This is a genomic window from Burkholderia sp. BCC1977 (assembly GCF_905339595.1).
Lineage (GTDB): Bacteria > Pseudomonadota > Gammaproteobacteria > Burkholderiales > Burkholderiaceae > Burkholderia.
This window is the reverse complement of sequence record NZ_CAJPGQ010000006.1, coordinates 147,092-162,850: the sequence shown is the minus strand read 5'-3', so window position 1 is coordinate 162,850 and position 15,759 is coordinate 147,092. Positions and strand designations below refer to the sequence as shown.

The 15,759-nt window shown below is 65.8% G+C and carries 17 protein-coding genes and 4 tRNA genes; 14 read left to right on the top strand and 7 right to left on the bottom strand.

Annotated elements, in window-relative coordinates; genetic code table 11:
* Window positions 1-54: 54 nt before the first annotated feature.
* Window positions 55-258 (bottom strand): cold-shock protein, encoded by a 204-nt coding sequence (locus tag U5771_RS07935; RefSeq protein WP_006476615.1) that lies wholly within the window; start codon window positions 256-258, stop codon window positions 55-57.
* A 394-nt stretch (window positions 259-652) separates the two neighbouring features.
* Between U5771_RS07935 and U5771_RS07930 the strand changes: the two genes are divergently transcribed.
* Together U5771_RS07930 and U5771_RS07925 are read left to right on the top strand one after the other, a co-directional pair.
* Window positions 653-916, top strand: a complete 264-nt coding sequence (locus U5771_RS07930; RefSeq protein WP_322023455.1) for a hypothetical protein — start codon at window positions 653-655, stop codon at window positions 914-916.
* Window positions 917-1,426: 510 nt separating this feature from the next.
* On the top strand, window positions 1,427-2,569 hold the full coding sequence (locus U5771_RS07925) for a porin (protein WP_322023454.1): 1,143 nt from the start codon (window positions 1,427-1,429) through the stop codon (window positions 2,567-2,569).
* Window positions 2,570-2,677: 108 nt separating this feature from the next.
* Here the strand turns inward: U5771_RS07925 and greB are convergent, their stop codons facing one another.
* Entirely contained in the window at window positions 2,678-3,241 is a 564-nt protein-coding gene (gene greB, locus U5771_RS07920) for a transcription elongation factor GreB (protein WP_322023453.1), read from the bottom strand.
* A gap of 130 nt (window positions 3,242-3,371) precedes the next feature.
* Between greB and U5771_RS07915 the strand changes: the two genes are divergently transcribed.
* From U5771_RS07915 to U5771_RS07905, 3 genes are all read left to right on the top strand, one after another.
* Window positions 3,372-3,448: transfer RNA gene (locus tag U5771_RS07915), tRNA-Arg, on the top strand.
* A gap of 67 nt (window positions 3,449-3,515) precedes the next feature.
* Window positions 3,516-3,592: transfer RNA gene (locus U5771_RS07910), tRNA-Arg, on the top strand.
* A gap of 67 nt (window positions 3,593-3,659) precedes the next feature.
* A tRNA-Arg gene (locus U5771_RS07905) sits at window positions 3,660-3,736 on the top strand.
* Between the two features lie 195 nt (window positions 3,737-3,931).
* On the opposite strand, the gene U5771_RS07900 is transcribed toward U5771_RS07905, so the two are convergent.
* From U5771_RS07900 to U5771_RS07885, 4 genes are all read right to left on the bottom strand, one after another.
* The gene (locus U5771_RS07900; RefSeq protein WP_322023452.1) at window positions 3,932-6,298 is read right to left on the bottom strand and encodes a bifunctional (p)ppGpp synthetase/guanosine-3',5'-bis(diphosphate) 3'-pyrophosphohydrolase; all 2,367 of its coding nucleotides are present in this window, start codon (window positions 6,296-6,298) and stop codon (window positions 3,932-3,934) included.
* 63 nt (window positions 6,299-6,361) lie between these two features.
* Window positions 6,362-6,565, bottom strand: coding sequence for a DNA-directed RNA polymerase subunit omega (rpoZ, locus tag U5771_RS07895; protein WP_006025620.1), 204 nt, complete (start codon window positions 6,563-6,565; stop codon window positions 6,362-6,364).
* Between the two features lie 58 nt (window positions 6,566-6,623).
* Window positions 6,624-7,307, bottom strand: coding sequence for a guanylate kinase (gmk, locus tag U5771_RS07890; protein ID WP_322023451.1), 684 nt, complete (start codon window positions 7,305-7,307; stop codon window positions 6,624-6,626).
* 6 nt (window positions 7,308-7,313) lie between these two features.
* Window positions 7,314-8,237 (bottom strand): YicC/YloC family endoribonuclease, encoded by a 924-nt coding sequence (locus U5771_RS07885; protein ID WP_322023450.1) that lies wholly within the window; start codon window positions 8,235-8,237, stop codon window positions 7,314-7,316.
* A 176-nt stretch (window positions 8,238-8,413) separates the two neighbouring features.
* Here U5771_RS07885 and rph point away from each other — a divergent pair, with 176 nt between their 5' ends.
* The 9 genes from rph to U5771_RS07840 all read left to right on the top strand — a co-directional run bounded on the left by rph (window position 8,414) and on the right by U5771_RS07840 (window position 14,678).
* The gene (gene rph / locus U5771_RS07880; RefSeq protein WP_322023449.1) at window positions 8,414-9,154 is read left to right on the top strand and encodes a ribonuclease PH; all 741 of its coding nucleotides are present in this window, start codon (window positions 8,414-8,416) and stop codon (window positions 9,152-9,154) included.
* Entirely contained in the window at window positions 9,147-9,776 is a 630-nt protein-coding gene (rdgB, locus tag U5771_RS07875; protein WP_322023448.1) for an RdgB/HAM1 family non-canonical purine NTP pyrophosphatase, read from the top strand. Before rph ends, rdgB begins: the two co-directional genes overlap by 8 nt.
* 34 nt (window positions 9,777-9,810) lie before the next feature.
* Window positions 9,811-11,025 carry a radical SAM family heme chaperone HemW gene (gene hemW / locus U5771_RS07870; RefSeq protein WP_322023447.1) on the top strand — a complete coding sequence of 405 codons (1,215 nt, stop codon included), beginning with the start codon at window positions 9,811-9,813 and terminating at the stop codon, window positions 11,023-11,025.
* A gap of 42 nt (window positions 11,026-11,067) precedes the next feature.
* Window positions 11,068-11,155 (top strand) — tRNA-Ser (locus U5771_RS07865).
* 152 nt (window positions 11,156-11,307) lie between these two features.
* The gene (locus tag U5771_RS07860) at window positions 11,308-11,709 is read left to right on the top strand and encodes a hypothetical protein (RefSeq protein ID WP_322023446.1); all 402 of its coding nucleotides are present in this window, start codon (window positions 11,308-11,310) and stop codon (window positions 11,707-11,709) included.
* A gap of 157 nt (window positions 11,710-11,866) precedes the next feature.
* On the top strand, window positions 11,867-12,160 hold the full coding sequence (locus U5771_RS07855; RefSeq protein ID WP_322023445.1) for a hypothetical protein: 294 nt from the start codon (window positions 11,867-11,869) through the stop codon (window positions 12,158-12,160).
* A gap of 135 nt (window positions 12,161-12,295) precedes the next feature.
* Complete coding sequence (locus U5771_RS07850; protein ID WP_322023444.1) at window positions 12,296-12,787, top strand: energy transducer TonB; 492 nt, start codon at window positions 12,296-12,298, stop codon at window positions 12,785-12,787.
* Between the two features lie 296 nt (window positions 12,788-13,083).
* Window positions 13,084-14,394, top strand: coding sequence for an MFS transporter (locus U5771_RS07845; protein ID WP_322023443.1), 1,311 nt, complete (start codon window positions 13,084-13,086; stop codon window positions 14,392-14,394).
* Window positions 14,395-14,498: 104 nt separating this feature from the next.
* Window positions 14,499-14,678 (top strand): hypothetical protein, encoded by a 180-nt coding sequence (locus U5771_RS07840; RefSeq protein ID WP_322023442.1) that lies wholly within the window; start codon window positions 14,499-14,501, stop codon window positions 14,676-14,678.
* Window positions 14,679-14,723: 45 nt separating this feature from the next.
* On the opposite strand, the gene waaC is transcribed toward U5771_RS07840, so the two are convergent.
* Complete coding sequence (gene waaC / locus U5771_RS07835; RefSeq protein WP_322023441.1) at window positions 14,724-15,722, bottom strand: lipopolysaccharide heptosyltransferase I; 999 nt, start codon at window positions 15,720-15,722, stop codon at window positions 14,724-14,726.
* Window positions 15,723-15,759: the final 37 nt, after the last annotated feature.

The following is a 15,759-nucleotide window of genomic DNA, read 5'->3' as shown; positions in this document are numbered from 1 at the left end:
AGCAAAAAGCCCCCGCGATGCGGGGGCCGGACGTGATCGGCAATGCGTGGCGCGTCAGACCGCCTGGATATTCGCTGCCTGCTTGCCTTTCGGCCCGACTTTCACGTCGAAGGAAACGCGCTGGTTTTCCTTCAGCGTTTTGAAGCCGTCCATCCGGATTTCGGAAAAGTGCGCAAACAAATCTTCGCCGCCATTGTCGGACGTAATAAAACCGAAACCTTTAGCATCGTTAAACCATTTTACGATACCGGTATCCATACCTTCGTTCCCCACTCGTTTAGATCAAAAGAGCTACTGTTTATAGCCGCTTCCCGAAATCCCGCAACGGCGCGCCGACACTCACCCCCAGCGCTCCGCCCGGGGACGGAGTGCTGACTTTATAAATGGGACAATCCGGGTGCGTCAAGGGAATTTTTAGCGCCTTCTTTATCAAAAAAAACGTCAATACCCGTGGAATCGGTACACCATCGTCTTTTATTAATTGATTCGCATCAAAAACCTGTCAATATTACCGGGATCGGATCATAAATAATCGGCACCGTGAAAAACATACCGGGGACGAATCGCGTCGGTAAAATCCTCGGGGTTTTTCTGGGTTGCGAAAAACGCGAGACGTTGCGATGCTGGAACGACGCACTGGAAGGAGAAAGCCATGTGGCTGGACGGAATCAAGCGCTTCGCGGGCCGGCTCGCACGCGTACGCCGCAAGTCCCGCGCGCTGGCCGAGTCCCGTGAGGCGCCGTGCGATACCGAGTTCGATCCGACCTGGCACGGCGATCACTGGCAGAACCTGCTGGCATCACCGCTGGACGCCCGTCACTACGTGATGGAAGACTGGACGTATACGCCGCCGCCAGCCGAAACCGACGACACCCGGCCGACAGGCAAGCGCAAGCGGCGCTCGTACTCGCAATAGAAATCGGACGGGAGTCGAGACGGCGGGGCAAAAAAAAGCGCGACTGGGAAGTCGCGCCGACAAAGGTTTGGAGATCTTTTCCGTCAACGAAAAAGTCTGCTTCGGAAAGCAGAGATCGCAGTATAGCGAGATAACATCCTTTCATTATCCATGCTCCACACAAACCTCTATTGCCGATGTGTCAATAATCGCGCTAGGGGCACCCTCGCCCGCCACTGATCGCCTGTCGCGATCGCGCAACGCCCATTATGCAATCCTGATTACCTTTCCGGCCTGCTGCGCTGCCGCGAAGTCTTGATGGCCGGGGCTCTCGGCGCATACGCGCATTCTTGCGCGATTCAAAATACAGTATTGCCGGAAGCAGTTTTCTTCTGCGCCCGGACCGATCCGTACACTGCAAATGGATGTCCGACGAGGGTGCCGCGCCCCATGCGCACGGCGTCGCCGACCTGCGACGCCGCCGATGCCCGCAGCAGGTTCGATCAACATCATCCTGTTTGGAGACAGATCATGAAAAAGACCCTGATCGTCGCCGCATTGGCGGGCGTGTATGCCACCGGCGCCCATGCGCAAAGCAGCGTCACGCTGTACGGCCTGATCGATGCCGGCATCACCTACACGAACAACCAGGGTGGTCACAGCGCGTGGCAGGAGACGAGCGGCTCGATCAACGGCAGCCGCTGGGGCCTGCGCGGCACCGAGGACCTCGGCGGCGGACTGAAAGCGATCTTCACGCTGGAAAACGGCTTCGGCATCAACAACGGCACCCTCAAGCAGAACGGCCGCGAGTTCGGCCGCCAGGCGTTCGTCGGGCTCGCGCACGACAACTTCGGCTCGCTCACGCTCGGCCGCCAGTACGACAGCGTCGTCGATTTCCTCGGCCCGTTGTCGCTGACCGGCACCCAGTATGGCGGCACGCAGTTCGCGCACCCGTTCGACAACGACAACCTGAACAACGCGTTCCGGATCAACAACTCGGTCAAGTACCAGAGCGTGAACTACGGCGGCCTGAAGTTCGGCGCGCTGTACGGCTTCTCGAATTCCAGCGATTTCTCGAACAACCGCGCGTACAGCGTGGGCGCGTCGTACAGCTACATGGGCTTCAACGTCGCGGCCGCGTACATGCAGCTGAACAACAACATCAACGCGCTGGCGCTCGCGGCCAGCGACCCCGGCGCGGTGGCCGGCGACTGGACGTTCGCGGCCAGCCGTCAACGCACCTGGGGCGCGGGCCTCAACTACGCGTTCGGCCCCGCGACGGCCGGCTTCGTGTTCACGCAGACGCGCCTGACCGATTCGGCCAGGATCAGCGCCGGGCAGTCCGGCGTGTCGGGCGGCATCCCGCTCACCGGCGGCACACGCTTCAACAATTACGAAGTGAACGGCCGCTACGCACTGACGCCGGCGTTCTCGCTCGCCGGCTCGTACACCTACACCGACGGCCGTCTCGACGGCCAGACGCCGAGCTGGCACCAGTTCAACCTGCAGGCCGACTATGCGCTGTCGAAGCGCACCGACCTGTACCTGCAAGGCGAATACCAGCGGGTCAATGCGGACGGCCTGGCGATCGGCGCGAACATCAACGGGCTCGGCACCGCGTCGTCGACGAACAAGCAGATCGCCGTCACGGCCGGCATGCGTCACCGTTTCTGAGCGATGCGATCGGCCCCGGCCGCTCGGCCAGGACCGTCATGACGAAGCGCCCCGCCCGGGGCGCTCGTACGTTGCGGCGCCGCGTCGCGTGAACGCGCCGCTCGAGGCTCACGCGTTGCCCGATGCCGGATAGCGAACGTCGAGCACGTCGATCGGCTGGGGCCCGGCCGGCGTCATCAGCGTGACGGTATCGCCGATCTTCGCCTTGATGAGCGCGCGCGCGACCGGCGAAATCCAGCTGACGCAACCACGATCGAGATCGACCTCGTCGATCCCGACGATCGTGACGGTGTGATCCTCGCCGTCCTGCGTCGCGTAATCGACCGTCGCACCGAAGAACACCTGGTCGACGTTCTCCTGCCGGCTCGCGTCGACGACTTCGGCAAGATCGAGCCGCTTCGTCAGGAAGCGGATCCGGCGGTCGATCTCGCGCAACCGCCGCTTGCCGTAGATGTAGTCGCCGTTCTCCGACCGGTCGCCGTTCGACGCGGCCCATGACACCAGCCGCACGACCTCGGGACGCTCGACGTCGATCAGGTTCAGCAACTCGTCCCTGAGCCGCTTGTGACCGGCCGGGGTGATGTAGTTCTTCGTGCCCGCAGGAATCGCGGGTTGACTCGGGTCGAGATCGTCGTCGTCGCCGTCCGACTCTTTGACAAACGCCTTGTTCATGATGCGGATTCAACACAGGGATGACTGATGTTTCAAGGGTACACGAAGGTGGCCGCGCAAGATCGTGCGACATTTTTTGCGAATAAGGCTTCCCTTTTTATGCAACCCTGCTATACTTCCGCTTCTGCGTGCGGCTGTAGCTCAGTTGGATAGAGTACTTGGCTACGAACCAAGGGGTCGTGGGTTCGAATCCTGCCAGCCGCGCCACCTTTTCCGAGGGCCTTCCCAACCGAAGGCCCTTTCAGTTCGATGTAGTAGCGTTTTGTTTTTGCGTGCGGCTGTAGCTCAGTTGGATAGAGTACTTGGCTACGAACCAAGGGGTCGTGGGTTCGAATCCTGCCAGCCGCGCCACCTTTTCCGAGGGCCTTCCCAACCGAAGGCCCTTTCAGTTCGATGTAGTAGCGTTTTGTTTTTGCGTGCGGCTGTAGCTCAGTTGGATAGAGTACTTGGCTACGAACCAAGGGGTCGTGGGTTCGAATCCTGCCAGCCGCGCCACCTCAGAAGGGCCTTCCTCCGGGAAGGCCCTTTTTCTTTTCCGCTCCCCATTTCTCTTTGGCCTGCACCCCGCTCGACGCGAGCCGGGTTGCCACCGCACGACACCACCTGACGACCCTGCACAAACGAAAACGGCGGCCCATGGCCGCCGTCGTATCACGCCGCAAACTCGCCGCCGCAAACCCGCGCGCGGCGTCAGTAATCCTGCCGCTCGCGCTCGATACGCATGCCGCCGTCGTGACGTGCATGTACGCTGTCGTCGGTCGAGCGCTCGCGCATGATCCGCATCACGTCCGGATTGGTCCGCACGCGCCGCATCACGTTCGCGAGGTGCACGCGATCGCTGACCTGGATCACGAAGCGCAGCACCGTCGATTCGTGCGTCAGATCCTCGTCCATCGCGATGTGAACGATGTTCGCGTCGGCCGACGTGATGTCCGCCGCGACGCGCGCGAAGATGCCCTTCGTGTTCTTCACGAGCGCCTTCACCGCGACGTCGAACAGACGACCCGGCTGCGGCGCCCATTCGACGTCGATCCAGCGGCCCGGATCGCGGCGATGGATGCGCTGCGCGACCCGGCAATCGGTCGTATGAATCGCCATCCCGAGGCCGATGCCGATATAGCCCATGATCGCGTCGCCCGGAATCGGCCGGCAGCATGCCGACAGCTGCACGGACATCCCTTCGGTGCCGGTAATGACGACCGGCGGCGCATTGTGTGCGGGATGCCGTTCGGACCTCGGCAGATCGTCGTCCGCATCGCGGCCGCTCATCAGCACCTCGATGCGCTTGGCCATCACCGCGGCGACGCGGCGGCCGAGGCCGATGTCCGCGAAGATTTCCTGGCGGCTCTTGTTGCCCGTCCACTGGACGAGCTTCTCCCACACCTCCGGCCCGACATCGGCGAGCGCGAGCCCGTAACCCTTCAGGCTCTGGTCGACGAGCCGCTCGCCGAGCTGCACCGACTCGTTCAGGCGCATCGTCTTCAGGTAGTGACGAATCGCCGAACGCGCCTTGCCGGTGCGGACGAAACCGAGCCACGCGGGGTTCGGCTTCGAATACGGCGCGGTGATCACCTCGACGATGTCGCCGCTCTTCAGCTCGGTACGCAGCGGCAGCAACTCGTTGTTGATCTTCACGGCCACGCACTGGTTGCCGAGATCGCTGTGGATCGAATACGCGAAATCGAGCGCCGTCGCGCCGCGCGGCAGCGCCATGATCTTCGACTTCGGTGTGAACACGTAGACCGCATCCGGGAACAGGTCGATCTTCACGTGCTCGAGGAACTCGCTCGAATCGCCGGCTTCGCTCTGGATGTCGAGCAGCGACTTCAGCCACTGGTGCGCGCGCTTCTGCACGTCGTTCAGATCCGCGCCGCCGTTCTTGTACAGCCAGTGCGCAGCCACGCCGGCCTCGGCGATCTCGTGCATCTTGCGCGTGCGCACCTGGAACTCGATCGGCGCGCCGAACGGGCCGACGAGCGTCGTGTGCAGCGACTGATAGCCGTTGATCTTCGGGATCGCGATGTAGTCCTTGAACTTGCCGGGCACGGGCTTGTACAGCGCGTGCAGCGCGCCGATGCACGTGTAGCAGTCGAGCGGGCTCTCGACGACGACGCGAAAGCCGTACACGTCGAGCACCTGCGAGAACGACAGCTGCTTGTCGCGCATCTTGCGATAGATGCTGTAGATCGTCTTTTCGCGGCCGGTGATCTCGGCGTCGAGCTTCGCGTCGCCCATCGCGCGCTGAGCGGCCTCGAGGATCTTGCTGATCACTTCGCGGCGGTTGCCGCGCGCGGCCTTCACGGCCTTCTCGAGCGTCGCGTAGCGATGCGGGTTGAAGTTCGCGAAGCTCATGTCCTGCAGCTCGCGATACGTGTTGTTCAACCCGAGGCGGTGCGCGATCGGCGCATAGATGTCGAGCGTCTCGCGGGCGACGCGGCGGCGCTTTTCCATCGGCACCGCGCCGAGCGTGCGCATGTTGTGCAGACGGTCGGCGAGCTTGACGAGGATGACCCGCACGTCGCGCGCCATCGCGAGCAGCATCTTGCGGAAGTTTTCCGCCTGCGCTTCCTCGCGGCTGCGGAACTCCATCTTGTCGAGCTTCGACAGGCCGTCGACCAGTTCGGCGACCTTCGGGCCGAACCGTTCGGCCAGCTCGCTCTTGGTCACGCCCTGGTCTTCCATCACGTCGTGCAGCAGCGCGGCCATCACGGCTTGCGCGTCGAGCTTCCAGCCGGCGCAGATTTCCGCGACGGCGACGGGATGGGTGATGTAGGGTTCGCCGCTCTGGCGATATTGACCGAGGTGGGCTTCGTCGCTGAAGTGGAACGCCGCCTTGACCTCTTTGATTTCCTCCGGCGCGAGATACTCGGCCAGCGCGGCCGTCAGTTTCGCGATCGAAACGACGCCGTGCTTGCGCGGCTGCTCCGGTGTGGCGGTCGGCCCGAACAGATGCCGGAAGGACTGTTCGAGGACCGCGTCGATGTACTGGCGCGCAGGCGACTGGGCCGTGGCTTCGGTGGTCGAATCCGCGGAGGCGGACGATGGGGTGGTGCTCATATTCGCCTCCAGGTCGAGTCGTTGCGCGCGTGGATTACATGGCTGGAACGGGCCGGATGCGCGTTACACCGGCACCTTCTTCAGCATCTCGACACCGACCTGGCCGGCAGCGATCTCGCGCAGCGCGACGACGGTCGGCTTGTCGCGGCTCTCGATCTTCGGCGTATGGCCTTGCGCGAGCTGCCGCGCGCGGTAAGTGGCGGCGAGCGCCAGTTCGAAGCGGTTGGGGATTTGCTTCAGGCAGTCTTCGACGGTAATGCGAGCCATGTTGGTAATTCCTTCTGAATATAGTCCCTATTCTACCTTATGTCCCTCTACCCCCGCGTCATTCCGCGTGGGGCAAATGGATGCCGAGTTCGATGAACAGCTCGGCGTGTCGCGCGTACTGCGAAGCAAAGCGCAGGCGTGTCGCCGCGACGATGCATTCGAGCTCGGCCAGCGCACGATCGAAATTCTCGTTGATCACGACGTATTCCGCTTCGGACGCGTGCGCCATCTCGCTGCCCGCGGCGAGCAGGCGTCGCGTGATCACGTTCGGCTCGTCCTGGCCGCGCTTCTTCAGACGTTCCTCGAGCGCGTCGAGCGACGGCGGCAGGATGAAGATGCCGACCGCATTGCGGAACTGCTTCTTCACCTGCTGCGCGCCCTGCCAGTCGATCTCGAGCAGCACGTCGTGACCGTTCATCATCTGCTCTTCGATCCAGACGCGCGACGTGCCGTAGTAGTTGCCGTGCACTTCCGCGCTTTCGAGGAATTCATGCGCGGCGTGGCGCGTGCGGAAATCCTCGACGGTCGTGAAGTGATAGTGCTGGCCGTCCTGCTCGCCCGGGCGCGGCTTGCGCGTCGTATACGAAATCGACAGGCAGATGTCGCTGTCCTTCGACAGCAGCGCGTTCACGAGCGTCGACTTGCCGGCGCCCGACGGCGCGATGACCATGAACAGGTTGCCGGGATAGACGCCGCCGTGCAGCGCATGCGACGCGTGGCCGTCGCGGTGGGATTCGGTCATGTTGCTTTACTCCAGGTTTTGCACTTGCTCACGCATCTGCTCGATCAACAGCTTGAGCGCCATCGATGCGTCGGCCAGCTCCTTCGCCGCCGCCTTCGAGCCGAGCGTGTTTGCTTCTCGATTCAGTTCCTGCATCATGAAGTCGAGACGCTTGCCGACGCGGCCGCCCTTCTCGATCACGTGACGCGTTTCGTTCAGGTGCGCGGTGAGTCGCGACAGTTCTTCCGCGATATCGATCCGGATGCCGTACATCGTCACTTCCTGACGAATGCGTTCCGCGGCCTCCTCGCGCGTGACGATCGGCGCGCTGCCTTCGGGCGCCGCGAGGCCGAGCGCTTCCTGCAGCCGCTCGACGATCTTCTGCTGATGCTTCGCGATCAGCTCCGGCACGAGCGGCGTGATGCGCGCGACGATCGCTTCCATTTCGGTGACGTTCGACAGCAGCATCGTCGCCAGCTGCGCGCCTTCGCGCGAACGCACGACGACGAGCTCGCCGATCGCTTCCTTGCCGCACGCGAGCACCGCGTCGCGGATCGCGTCCGCCGACACGCCGCTCTCGGCGAGCACGCCCGGCCAGCGCAGGATCTCGCCCGCGCGCAGGCGGCCGACACCCGGGAACGAATCGAGCACCGAGCGCTCGAGTTCGGCCAGCTGGCCGAGGGCCGACTGGTTCAGCGCGCCCGCGCCGATGCTCTGCTCGCCGCGCTGCAGGTTGATGCGCACGTCGACCTTGCCGCGCGACAGCTTGTTCATCAGCATTTCGCGCAGCGCGGGTTCGCACGCGCGCACGTCGTCCGGCATGCGGAAATTCAGATCGAGGAAGCGCGAGTTCACGGTGCGCAGTTCGACCGACACGCTGGTGCCGCCGTTGCCGGTGGCCGTCGCGAGTTCGCGCGTCGCGCTCGCATAGCCCGTCATGCTGTAGATCATGGTTCGTCTCGCCGTCTGGGTGCCCTTCTCGGGCGGGAATATGTCGAGGCGCCCGGCGCATTGCAAGGCGCGGGGCGGGAAGCGCGCATTATCCCATTTTTGCGCCCCACCCCGCCGGGCACGCCTGCCGTTCGGCGCTAAAATCGGGGTTTCCTCTTCCGTCCACGATTCCCCCCATGACGTCTTCCCTGTCCCGCCCGAGCGGCCGCCGCGCCGACGAACTGCGCAAGGTCGCCCTCACGCGCCACTACACGAAACACGCCGAAGGCTCGGTACTCGTCGAATTCGGCGATACCAAGGTGATCTGCACCGCGAGCGTCGCCGAACGCGTCCCCGAATTCCTGCGCGATCGCGGCCAGGGCTGGCTGACGGCCGAATACGGGATGCTGCCGCGCGCGACCAACACGCGCAGCGACCGTGAAGCCGCGCGCGGCAAGCAGACGGGCCGTACGCAGGAAATTCAGCGCCTGATCGGCCGCGCGTTGCGCGCGGTGTTCGATCTCGAAGCGCTCGGCCCGCGCACGATCCACCTCGACTGCGACGTGATCCAGGCCGACGGCGGCACACGCACGGCCAGCATCACCGGCGCCTTCGTCGCCGCGCACGACGCCGTGTCGAAGCTGATCGCGGCCGGCAAGCTCGCACGCTCGCCGATCACCGACCACGTCGCCGCGATCTCGGTCGGCGTTTACAAAGGCGCGCCCGTGCTCGATCTCGACTACGCCGAAGATTCCCAGTGCGACACCGACATGAACGTCGTGATGACGGGCGCCGGCGGCTTCGTCGAAGTCCAGGGCACCGCCGAAGGCGTGCCGTTCTCGCGCGCCGAGATGAACGCGCTGCTCGACCTCGCGCAAAGCGGGATCGGCCAGCTCGTGCAGCTGCAGAAGGACGTGCTGGGCGCCGCTCATGTCTGACGATCGCACCCTCGCGCCGCTGTCGCGCATCGTGCTCGCGTCGAACAACGCCGGCAAGCTGCGCGAATTCACCGCGCTGTTCTCGACGGTCGGCATCGAGATCGTGCCGCAGGGCGACCTGGCGGTGCCCGAGGCGGAAGAACCGTTCGGCACGTTCATCGAGAATGCGCTGACGAAAGCGCGACACGCGTCGCGCCTCACCGGCCTGCCGGCGATCGCCGACGATTCGGGCCTGTGCGTGCGCGCGCTGCGCGGCGCACCGGGCGTCTATTCGGCGCGCTACGCGCAACGCGCGGGCGGCGACAAGGGCGATGCGGCGAACAATGCGTACCTCGTCGAGCAGCTGCGCGGCGTCGACGACCGGCGCGCATACTATTGCTGCGTGCTCGCGCTGGTGCGCCACGCGGACGATCCCGAGCCGCTGTTCGCCGAAGGTCGCTGGGAGGGCGAGATCGTCGACACGCCGCGCGGCGAGCACGGATTCGGCTACGACCCGTATTTTCACCTGCCGTCGCTCGGCGCGACGGCAGCCGAACTCGAGCCGGCCGTGAAGAACACGCACAGCCATCGCGCGCTCGCGCTGAAGGCACTGCTCGCGCGGCTCGCAGAGGAACCAGCATGATCGTCTTCGTCACGCATTCGCAGCCGGAGGCCGCATGAGCCAGGCGGCGGAAACCGGCGCGCGCGTCGTCGCGACCTTCACGTCGCCCGGGCAGGTGCGGCTCACGTCGCTGCCGCCGCTCGCGCTGTACGTGCATTTTCCGTGGTGCGTGCGCAAGTGCCCGTACTGCGATTTCAACTCGCACGAGTGGAAAGGCGAGCGGTTTCCGGAAACCGAGTACCTCGATGCGCTGCGTGCCGATCTCGAACAGGCGCTGCCGCTCGTCTGGGGCCGGCAGGTGCATACGGTGTTCATCGGCGGCGGCACGCCGAGCCTGCTGTCCGCGGCCGGCCTCGACCGGCTGCTGTCCGACGTGCGCGCACTGCTGCCGCTCGATGCCGACGCCGAGATCACGCTCGAGGCGAACCCGGGCACGTTCGAGGCCGCGAAGTTCGCGCAGTTCCGCGCAAGCGGCGTCAACCGTCTGTCGGTCGGCATCCAGAGCTTCAACGAAGGCCATCTGAAAGCGCTCGGCCGCATTCACGACACCGCGCAGGCGCGCGCGGCCGTCGAGATCGCGGCGAAGACATTCGACAACTTCAACCTCGACCTGATGTTCGCGTTGCCGAACCAGACGCTCGACGAATGCCGGACCGACATCGAGACCGCGCTGTCGTTCGCGCCGCCGCATCTGTCGCTGTATCACCTGACGCTCGAGCCGAACACGCTGTTCGCGAAGTTTCCGCCCGCGGTGCCCGACGACGACGCATCGGCCGACATGCAGGAATGGATTCACGCGCGCACGGCCGAGGCCGGCTACGACCGCTACGAAGTATCCGCGTACGCGAAGCCGAATCATCAGTGCAAGCACAACCTGAACTACTGGCGCTTCGGCGACTATCTCGGGATCGGCGCGGGCGCGCACACGAAGCTGTCGTTCCCGAACCGGATCCTGCGCCAGGCACGCTACAAGCATCCGGCCACCTTCATCGAACAGGCGATGGCCGGCACGCCGGTGCAGGAAGAGCGTGAAGTCGGTGCGCGCGACCTGCCGTTCGAGTTCATGCTGAACACGCTGCGGCTCGTCGAGGGCTTCCCGGTGCACAGCTTCGTCGAACGCACGGGTTTGCCGATCGGCACGATCGAGCCGGCACTCAAGGAAGCGGAGCGGCGCGGGCTGATCACGCGCGATTTCGCGCAGATCGCGCCGACGCCGCTGGGTCAACGTTTCCTCAACGACCTGCAGGAATTGTTCCTGCGTGACGATTGAGGCGGAACGAGGCGGCATTTCGGTTACAATGCCGCCTCGTGTGGAAGCGTGGCCGAGCGGTTTAAGGCACCGGTCTTGAAAACCGGCGACGGGAAACTGTCCGTGAGTTCGAATCTCACCGCTTCCGCCAGGAAGTTCGCCAAACCCCGTCGATTCATCGAATGACGGGGTTTTTGTTTGTCCGCCGCGCCGCGCGCACGGCGCCCGCCCCGCGTGCCGACACGTCGCGCCGGATGCCGTTACAATCCGGCGCTCCGATTCGCGAAACGGGAAACCCACGTCATGAAGCCCTCCATCGCCTCGACGCTCGTCGCCCTGCTGGCCGCCGTCAGCACGCACGCAGCGGCCGCCGATTCCGCCTCCGGCACCGACGCGCAAACGCCGTCGTGCGCGATCGCGTACGTGAAGGGTGTCGGCGGCTCGCCGCGCAGCCTGCGCGAATATCTCGCGAGTCCGACGCCGTACAACTACCTGAAGGACAACGAGATCCAGTGCAAGGTGTCGGATGACGGGCGCGCCTCGAACTGCACCGGCGTGACCTATATCCGCAACGAGCAGGTCAGCGTATACGACGATTCCGACCCGGCGACGCTGACGGTCGTCGCGCCGGTGGAACTCGAACACGGCCAGAAGTATCCCGTGATCCTCGTCGTGCAGCGCAAGGACGCGCGCTGTACGCGGTAACGCGCGACACGGCTCGCTCGACGTTGCCGCCAGCGATGCGTACCGGCCTCACGGGCCCGGCCGCCATCGCCTAGAATTCGATCAGCACGGCGACACGACCGCCGCCGCGACTCGATACCGCCCGCGCCATCCGTGCGTGCGGCACACGGAGACCGCCATGACCGAACGCTCGACAGCGACGGATCACGTCGATTACGAAGGCTTCGAGATCCATGTGGTGCCGGGCCTCGCCCCCGGCAGCGACACGCGTTACACCTACACCGGCTATGTCTGCCATCCGGGCGTGAATCCCGCGCTGCCCGATCATGCGGTGCCCTTCCACGCGGACGGCGAGGAAAGCTTCGCGAGTGTCGACGAAGCAGTTCGGGAAGCCGTGCACATCGGCAAGAGCATCATCGACGGCACGCATCCGGACCTGTCCGTTCTGTCGCTCGTGACGCACGGCTACTGAGCGGGCCGGGCGGGCCGCCCATCGCCATCATCTGCGAATCGCGAGGTCGCGCTTCGCGCGTTATGCGTTTCTCCCGATAACGCGTCGCGCCCGGGCGCCTATCATTTTTTTATCGTCACCCTCCGGCGCTCCCTCATGCCCTCTCTTCCTCGCCCGGGCGTCGTCCCGCTGCGCGTTGCCGCGCTGGTCGCCGCCGCCCTGCTTGCCGCCTGCACGATCACACCGCCCCCGTCGCTGCGCTCGGTCCTGACGATTCCGTCGGTCATCCGCAGCGCGAATCTCGACCAGTACCGCGTGGAAGTCGCGCACTGCGTCGCCGAGCACAATCCGTCCGGCGTATTGCGCGGGACGCCGCAGGCGATGCTGCGCTCGCTCGTCGTCGTCGCGTTCACCGTCGATCGCAGCGGCCGCCTCGTCAACGCGTCGGTCTATCGCAGCAACGGCGACAGCGAAGCGGAAGCGCTCGCGCTCGCGTCGCTGCGCCGCTCGGCGCCGCTGCCGCCACCGCCGTCGAAGCTGCTGGACGGCGATGGCCGGCTCGAGATGATGGAAGGCTGGCTGTTCAACGACGACGGCCGCTTCCAGTTGCAAAGTACCGCATCCGCGCAGTCGCAATCGCTGGACTGAGTCCGCGCCCGCCCGCGATTGCCGCTATGTCGCCGCGCTGGCTATAATTTTCCGCAATCGCGCGGCCATCCTCCCGCGCGCGCGTTCGCGCGCCGCACCCGGCATGCGAGCCGACCACGCCGGCACCGGGCGGCGGCGACCTATCCGTCTCCATCGTCGACCGGCGGGTGACGTCCCGCGCCACGGCGCGCGTCCACACCGCTACCGCATCATCCGCTCGGCCGCGCTGCCGGCAGGCGCTCGCCTGCCCGAGCGCACGCGCAGCCGGCTGCCCCAACGACAAAACGGAGACATCCATGTCCGCATCTCCCCCGGCCGTTGCACACGCAACCGGTTCGGCCGGCGCCGTCAGCCACCGGCGCATCGTGTTCGCGAGCTTCATCGGCACCGCGATCGAGTTCTACGACTTCTACGTGTACGCGACCGCCGCGGCACTCGTCATCGGCCCCGTGTTCTTCCCGCACGGCTCCGCGACCGCCCAGGCGCTGTCCGCATTCGTGACGTTCGGCATCGCGTTCATCGCGCGGCCGATCGGCTCGTTCCTGTTCGGCCACTTCGGCGACCGCATCGGCCGCAAATCGACGCTCGTCGCGTCGCTGCTCGTCATGGGCGTGTCCACCACCGCGATCGGCTTCGTGCCCGGCTACGACACGATCGGCACACTCGCGCCGGTGCTGCTGTGCGTGCTGCGCTTCGGCCAGGGGATCGGCCTCGGCGGCGAATGGGGCGGTGCGGCGCTGCTCGCGACCGAGCATGCGCCGCAAGGCAAGCGCGGCTGGTTCGGGATGTTCCCGCAACTGGGCCCGTCGGTGGGCTTCCTGATGTCGAACGGGCTGTTCTTCGCGCTCGCGCTGTCGCTGTCCGACGAACAATTCCGCAGCTGGGGCTGGCGCATCCCGTTCCTCGTCAGCGCGGTGCTCGTCGCGCTCGGCCTGTATGTGCGGCTGAAGATCACCGAGACGCCGGCGTTCCAGGCCGCGCTCGACCGCAACGAGCGCGTGCGCGTGCCGGTCGCGACGCTCGTCTCGCAGCACTGGCAGCCGACGCTGCTCGGCGCGCTCGCGATGGTGGTCTGCTACACGCTGTTCTATATCTCGACGGTGTTCTCGCTGTCGTACGGCGTGTCGACGCTGCATATTCCGCGCCAGAGCTTCCTCGGCCTGCTGTGCTTCGCGGTCGTCTTCATGGGGCTCGCGACGCCGCTGTCGGCGTGGGCGTCGGATCGCTTCGGCCGCAAGCCGGTGCTGGCCGTCGGCGCGATCGCCGCGCTGCTGTCCGGCTTCGCGATGGAACCGCTGCTCGGCAGCGGCTCGATGCCGCTCGTCGCGCTGTTCCTGACGCTCGAACTGTTCCTGATGGGCGTGACGTTCGCGCCGATGGGCGCGCTGCTGCCCGAGTTGTTCCCGACCAACGTCCGCTATACGGGCGCGGGCGTCGCGTACAACCTCGGCGGGATCCTCGGCGCGTCGATCGCACCGTACATCGCGCAGCTGCTCGCCGCGCGCGGCGGCCTGTCGTGGGTCGGCGGCTACGTGTCGATCGCGGCGGCGATCAGCCTGATCGGCGTGCTGCTGATGCGCGAAACCCGCGACGCATCGCTCGTCTGAGCGTCCGGCGCGCACCGGGTTGTGCGGCAGGCAGCGCTGCCTATACTCGATCCCGGGGGCGCCATCACGCGCTCCCGGGATCCCTCCCTGAAGGAGCCGCCGCGATGAACATCCACCTGGGCAACGCCGACCTCGTCCTGATCCTGGCGCTCGCGCTGGGTGGCGCCCTGCTGCTCGCGGCGCGTTTCCGGCCGACAACCTGGCGCGGCCTCCTGTTCGAGGCGCTACTCGCCAACCTGGCCGCCATCGCCGCGGTGCTCACGGTCGAAGCGCTGCTCGCCTGAACCCGGCCCCGTTTCCCGGGGGCCGGTTCACGCCGATCGCCGGCCCTAGGCCGTCAGCCGATCGCGCAGCGCGCCGTAGGTCGGCCCGACCGCATCGATCGCATCGAGTGCCTGCTCAACCGACGGCGGTGCGCCCGGTTCGCCGATCGACAACGCATTCGGGGCGCCGCCGATGCCGCAATGGTGGCGCGACGTCGCGACGAAAATCATCACGGTCGGCCGCTGCAGCGCGTGCGCCATGTGCACGAATCCGGTATCGACCCCCACCACGAGCGCGGCCCGGCCGATGGCCGCGCCCAGTTCGCGCACCGACATCGCGGGCAGCACGAGCGCGCCCGGCGCACGCGCGGCAATGTCCTGCGCGTCGTCGTGTTCGGCTGCCGATCCCCACGGCACCAGCACGCGCACGCCGCGCGCCATCATCCGCGTCGCCAGCGCGGCCCAGTGGTCGGCGGGCCATTGCTTGTCCGGATTGGAGGTCGCATGGAACAGCAGCATGAACGGCGCGCCGTCGGTCACGGCGGCCGGCAGGCTCGCATCCTGCGGTGGGACGATCCCGTACGCGGCGATGCCTTCGGGGACATAGCCCAGCGCCTCGCCGGCGCTCACGCGCATTCCGTGCCACGCGTCGCAGTCCGGCCGCGGGCCGAAGCGATGCGAGTACGCGAACCGGGCACCCGTCTCGCCGAGATCCTGCGTCTGGTAGCCGACACGGCGCGCGGCGCGCGCGATTGCCGAGATGATCGCGCTCTTGTAGACGCCGTGCAGGTCGATGACCGCGTCGTAGCGGTGCGCGCGCAGCGCGCCGATCGATGCGGAGATCGCCTTCAGGTCGCCGCCGTTCCGGAGCTTCTTGAACCGCCGAAGCGGCGCGCAGAGCACCTTGCTCACGCCCGGGTGCCAGCGTACGACCTCCGCGCACGATTCGTCCACGGCCCAATCCACCGTCACGCCCGGAAAGGCACGATGGAGGTCCGCGACGACAGGCAGTGTCTGGACGACGTCGCCGAGCGACGTCACTTTCACGATGAGGATGCGTTTCACGTTTCTTGTGGAGAATGACCGGCCATTTTGTGATGCT

Excerpts from the sequence above, each read along its gene's own strand:
- U5771_RS07935 (WP_006476615.1), bottom strand. The coding sequence starts at position 258 with ATGGATACCGGTATCGTAAAATGGTTTAACGATGCTAAAGGTTTCGGT.
- U5771_RS07930 (WP_322023455.1), top strand. The coding sequence starts at position 653 with ATGTGGCTGGACGGAATCAAGCGCTTCGCGGGCCGGCTCGCACGCGTA.
- U5771_RS07925 (WP_322023454.1), top strand. The coding sequence starts at position 1,427 with ATGAAAAAGACCCTGATCGTCGCCGCATTGGCGGGCGTGTATGCCACC.
- greB (WP_322023453.1), bottom strand. The coding sequence starts at position 3,241 with ATGAACAAGGCGTTTGTCAAAGAGTCGGACGGCGACGACGACGATCTC.
- U5771_RS07900 (WP_322023452.1), bottom strand. The coding sequence starts at position 6,298 with ATGAGCACCACCCCATCGTCCGCCTCCGCGGATTCGACCACCGAAGCC.
- rpoZ (WP_006025620.1), bottom strand. The coding sequence starts at position 6,565 with ATGGCTCGCATTACCGTCGAAGACTGCCTGAAGCAAATCCCCAACCGC.
- gmk (WP_322023451.1), bottom strand. The coding sequence starts at position 7,307 with ATGACCGAATCCCACCGCGACGGCCACGCGTCGCATGCGCTGCACGGC.
- U5771_RS07885 (WP_322023450.1), bottom strand. The coding sequence starts at position 8,237 with ATGATCTACAGCATGACGGGCTATGCGAGCGCGACGCGCGAACTCGCG.
- rph (WP_322023449.1), top strand. The coding sequence starts at position 8,414 with ATGACGTCTTCCCTGTCCCGCCCGAGCGGCCGCCGCGCCGACGAACTG.
- rdgB (WP_322023448.1), top strand. The coding sequence starts at position 9,147 with ATGTCTGACGATCGCACCCTCGCGCCGCTGTCGCGCATCGTGCTCGCG.
- hemW (WP_322023447.1), top strand. The coding sequence starts at position 9,811 with ATGAGCCAGGCGGCGGAAACCGGCGCGCGCGTCGTCGCGACCTTCACG.
- U5771_RS07860 (WP_322023446.1), top strand. The coding sequence starts at position 11,308 with ATGAAGCCCTCCATCGCCTCGACGCTCGTCGCCCTGCTGGCCGCCGTC.
- U5771_RS07855 (WP_322023445.1), top strand. The coding sequence starts at position 11,867 with ATGACCGAACGCTCGACAGCGACGGATCACGTCGATTACGAAGGCTTC.
- U5771_RS07850 (WP_322023444.1), top strand. The coding sequence starts at position 12,296 with ATGCCCTCTCTTCCTCGCCCGGGCGTCGTCCCGCTGCGCGTTGCCGCG.
- U5771_RS07845 (WP_322023443.1), top strand. The coding sequence starts at position 13,084 with ATGTCCGCATCTCCCCCGGCCGTTGCACACGCAACCGGTTCGGCCGGC.
- U5771_RS07840 (WP_322023442.1), top strand. The coding sequence starts at position 14,499 with ATGAACATCCACCTGGGCAACGCCGACCTCGTCCTGATCCTGGCGCTC.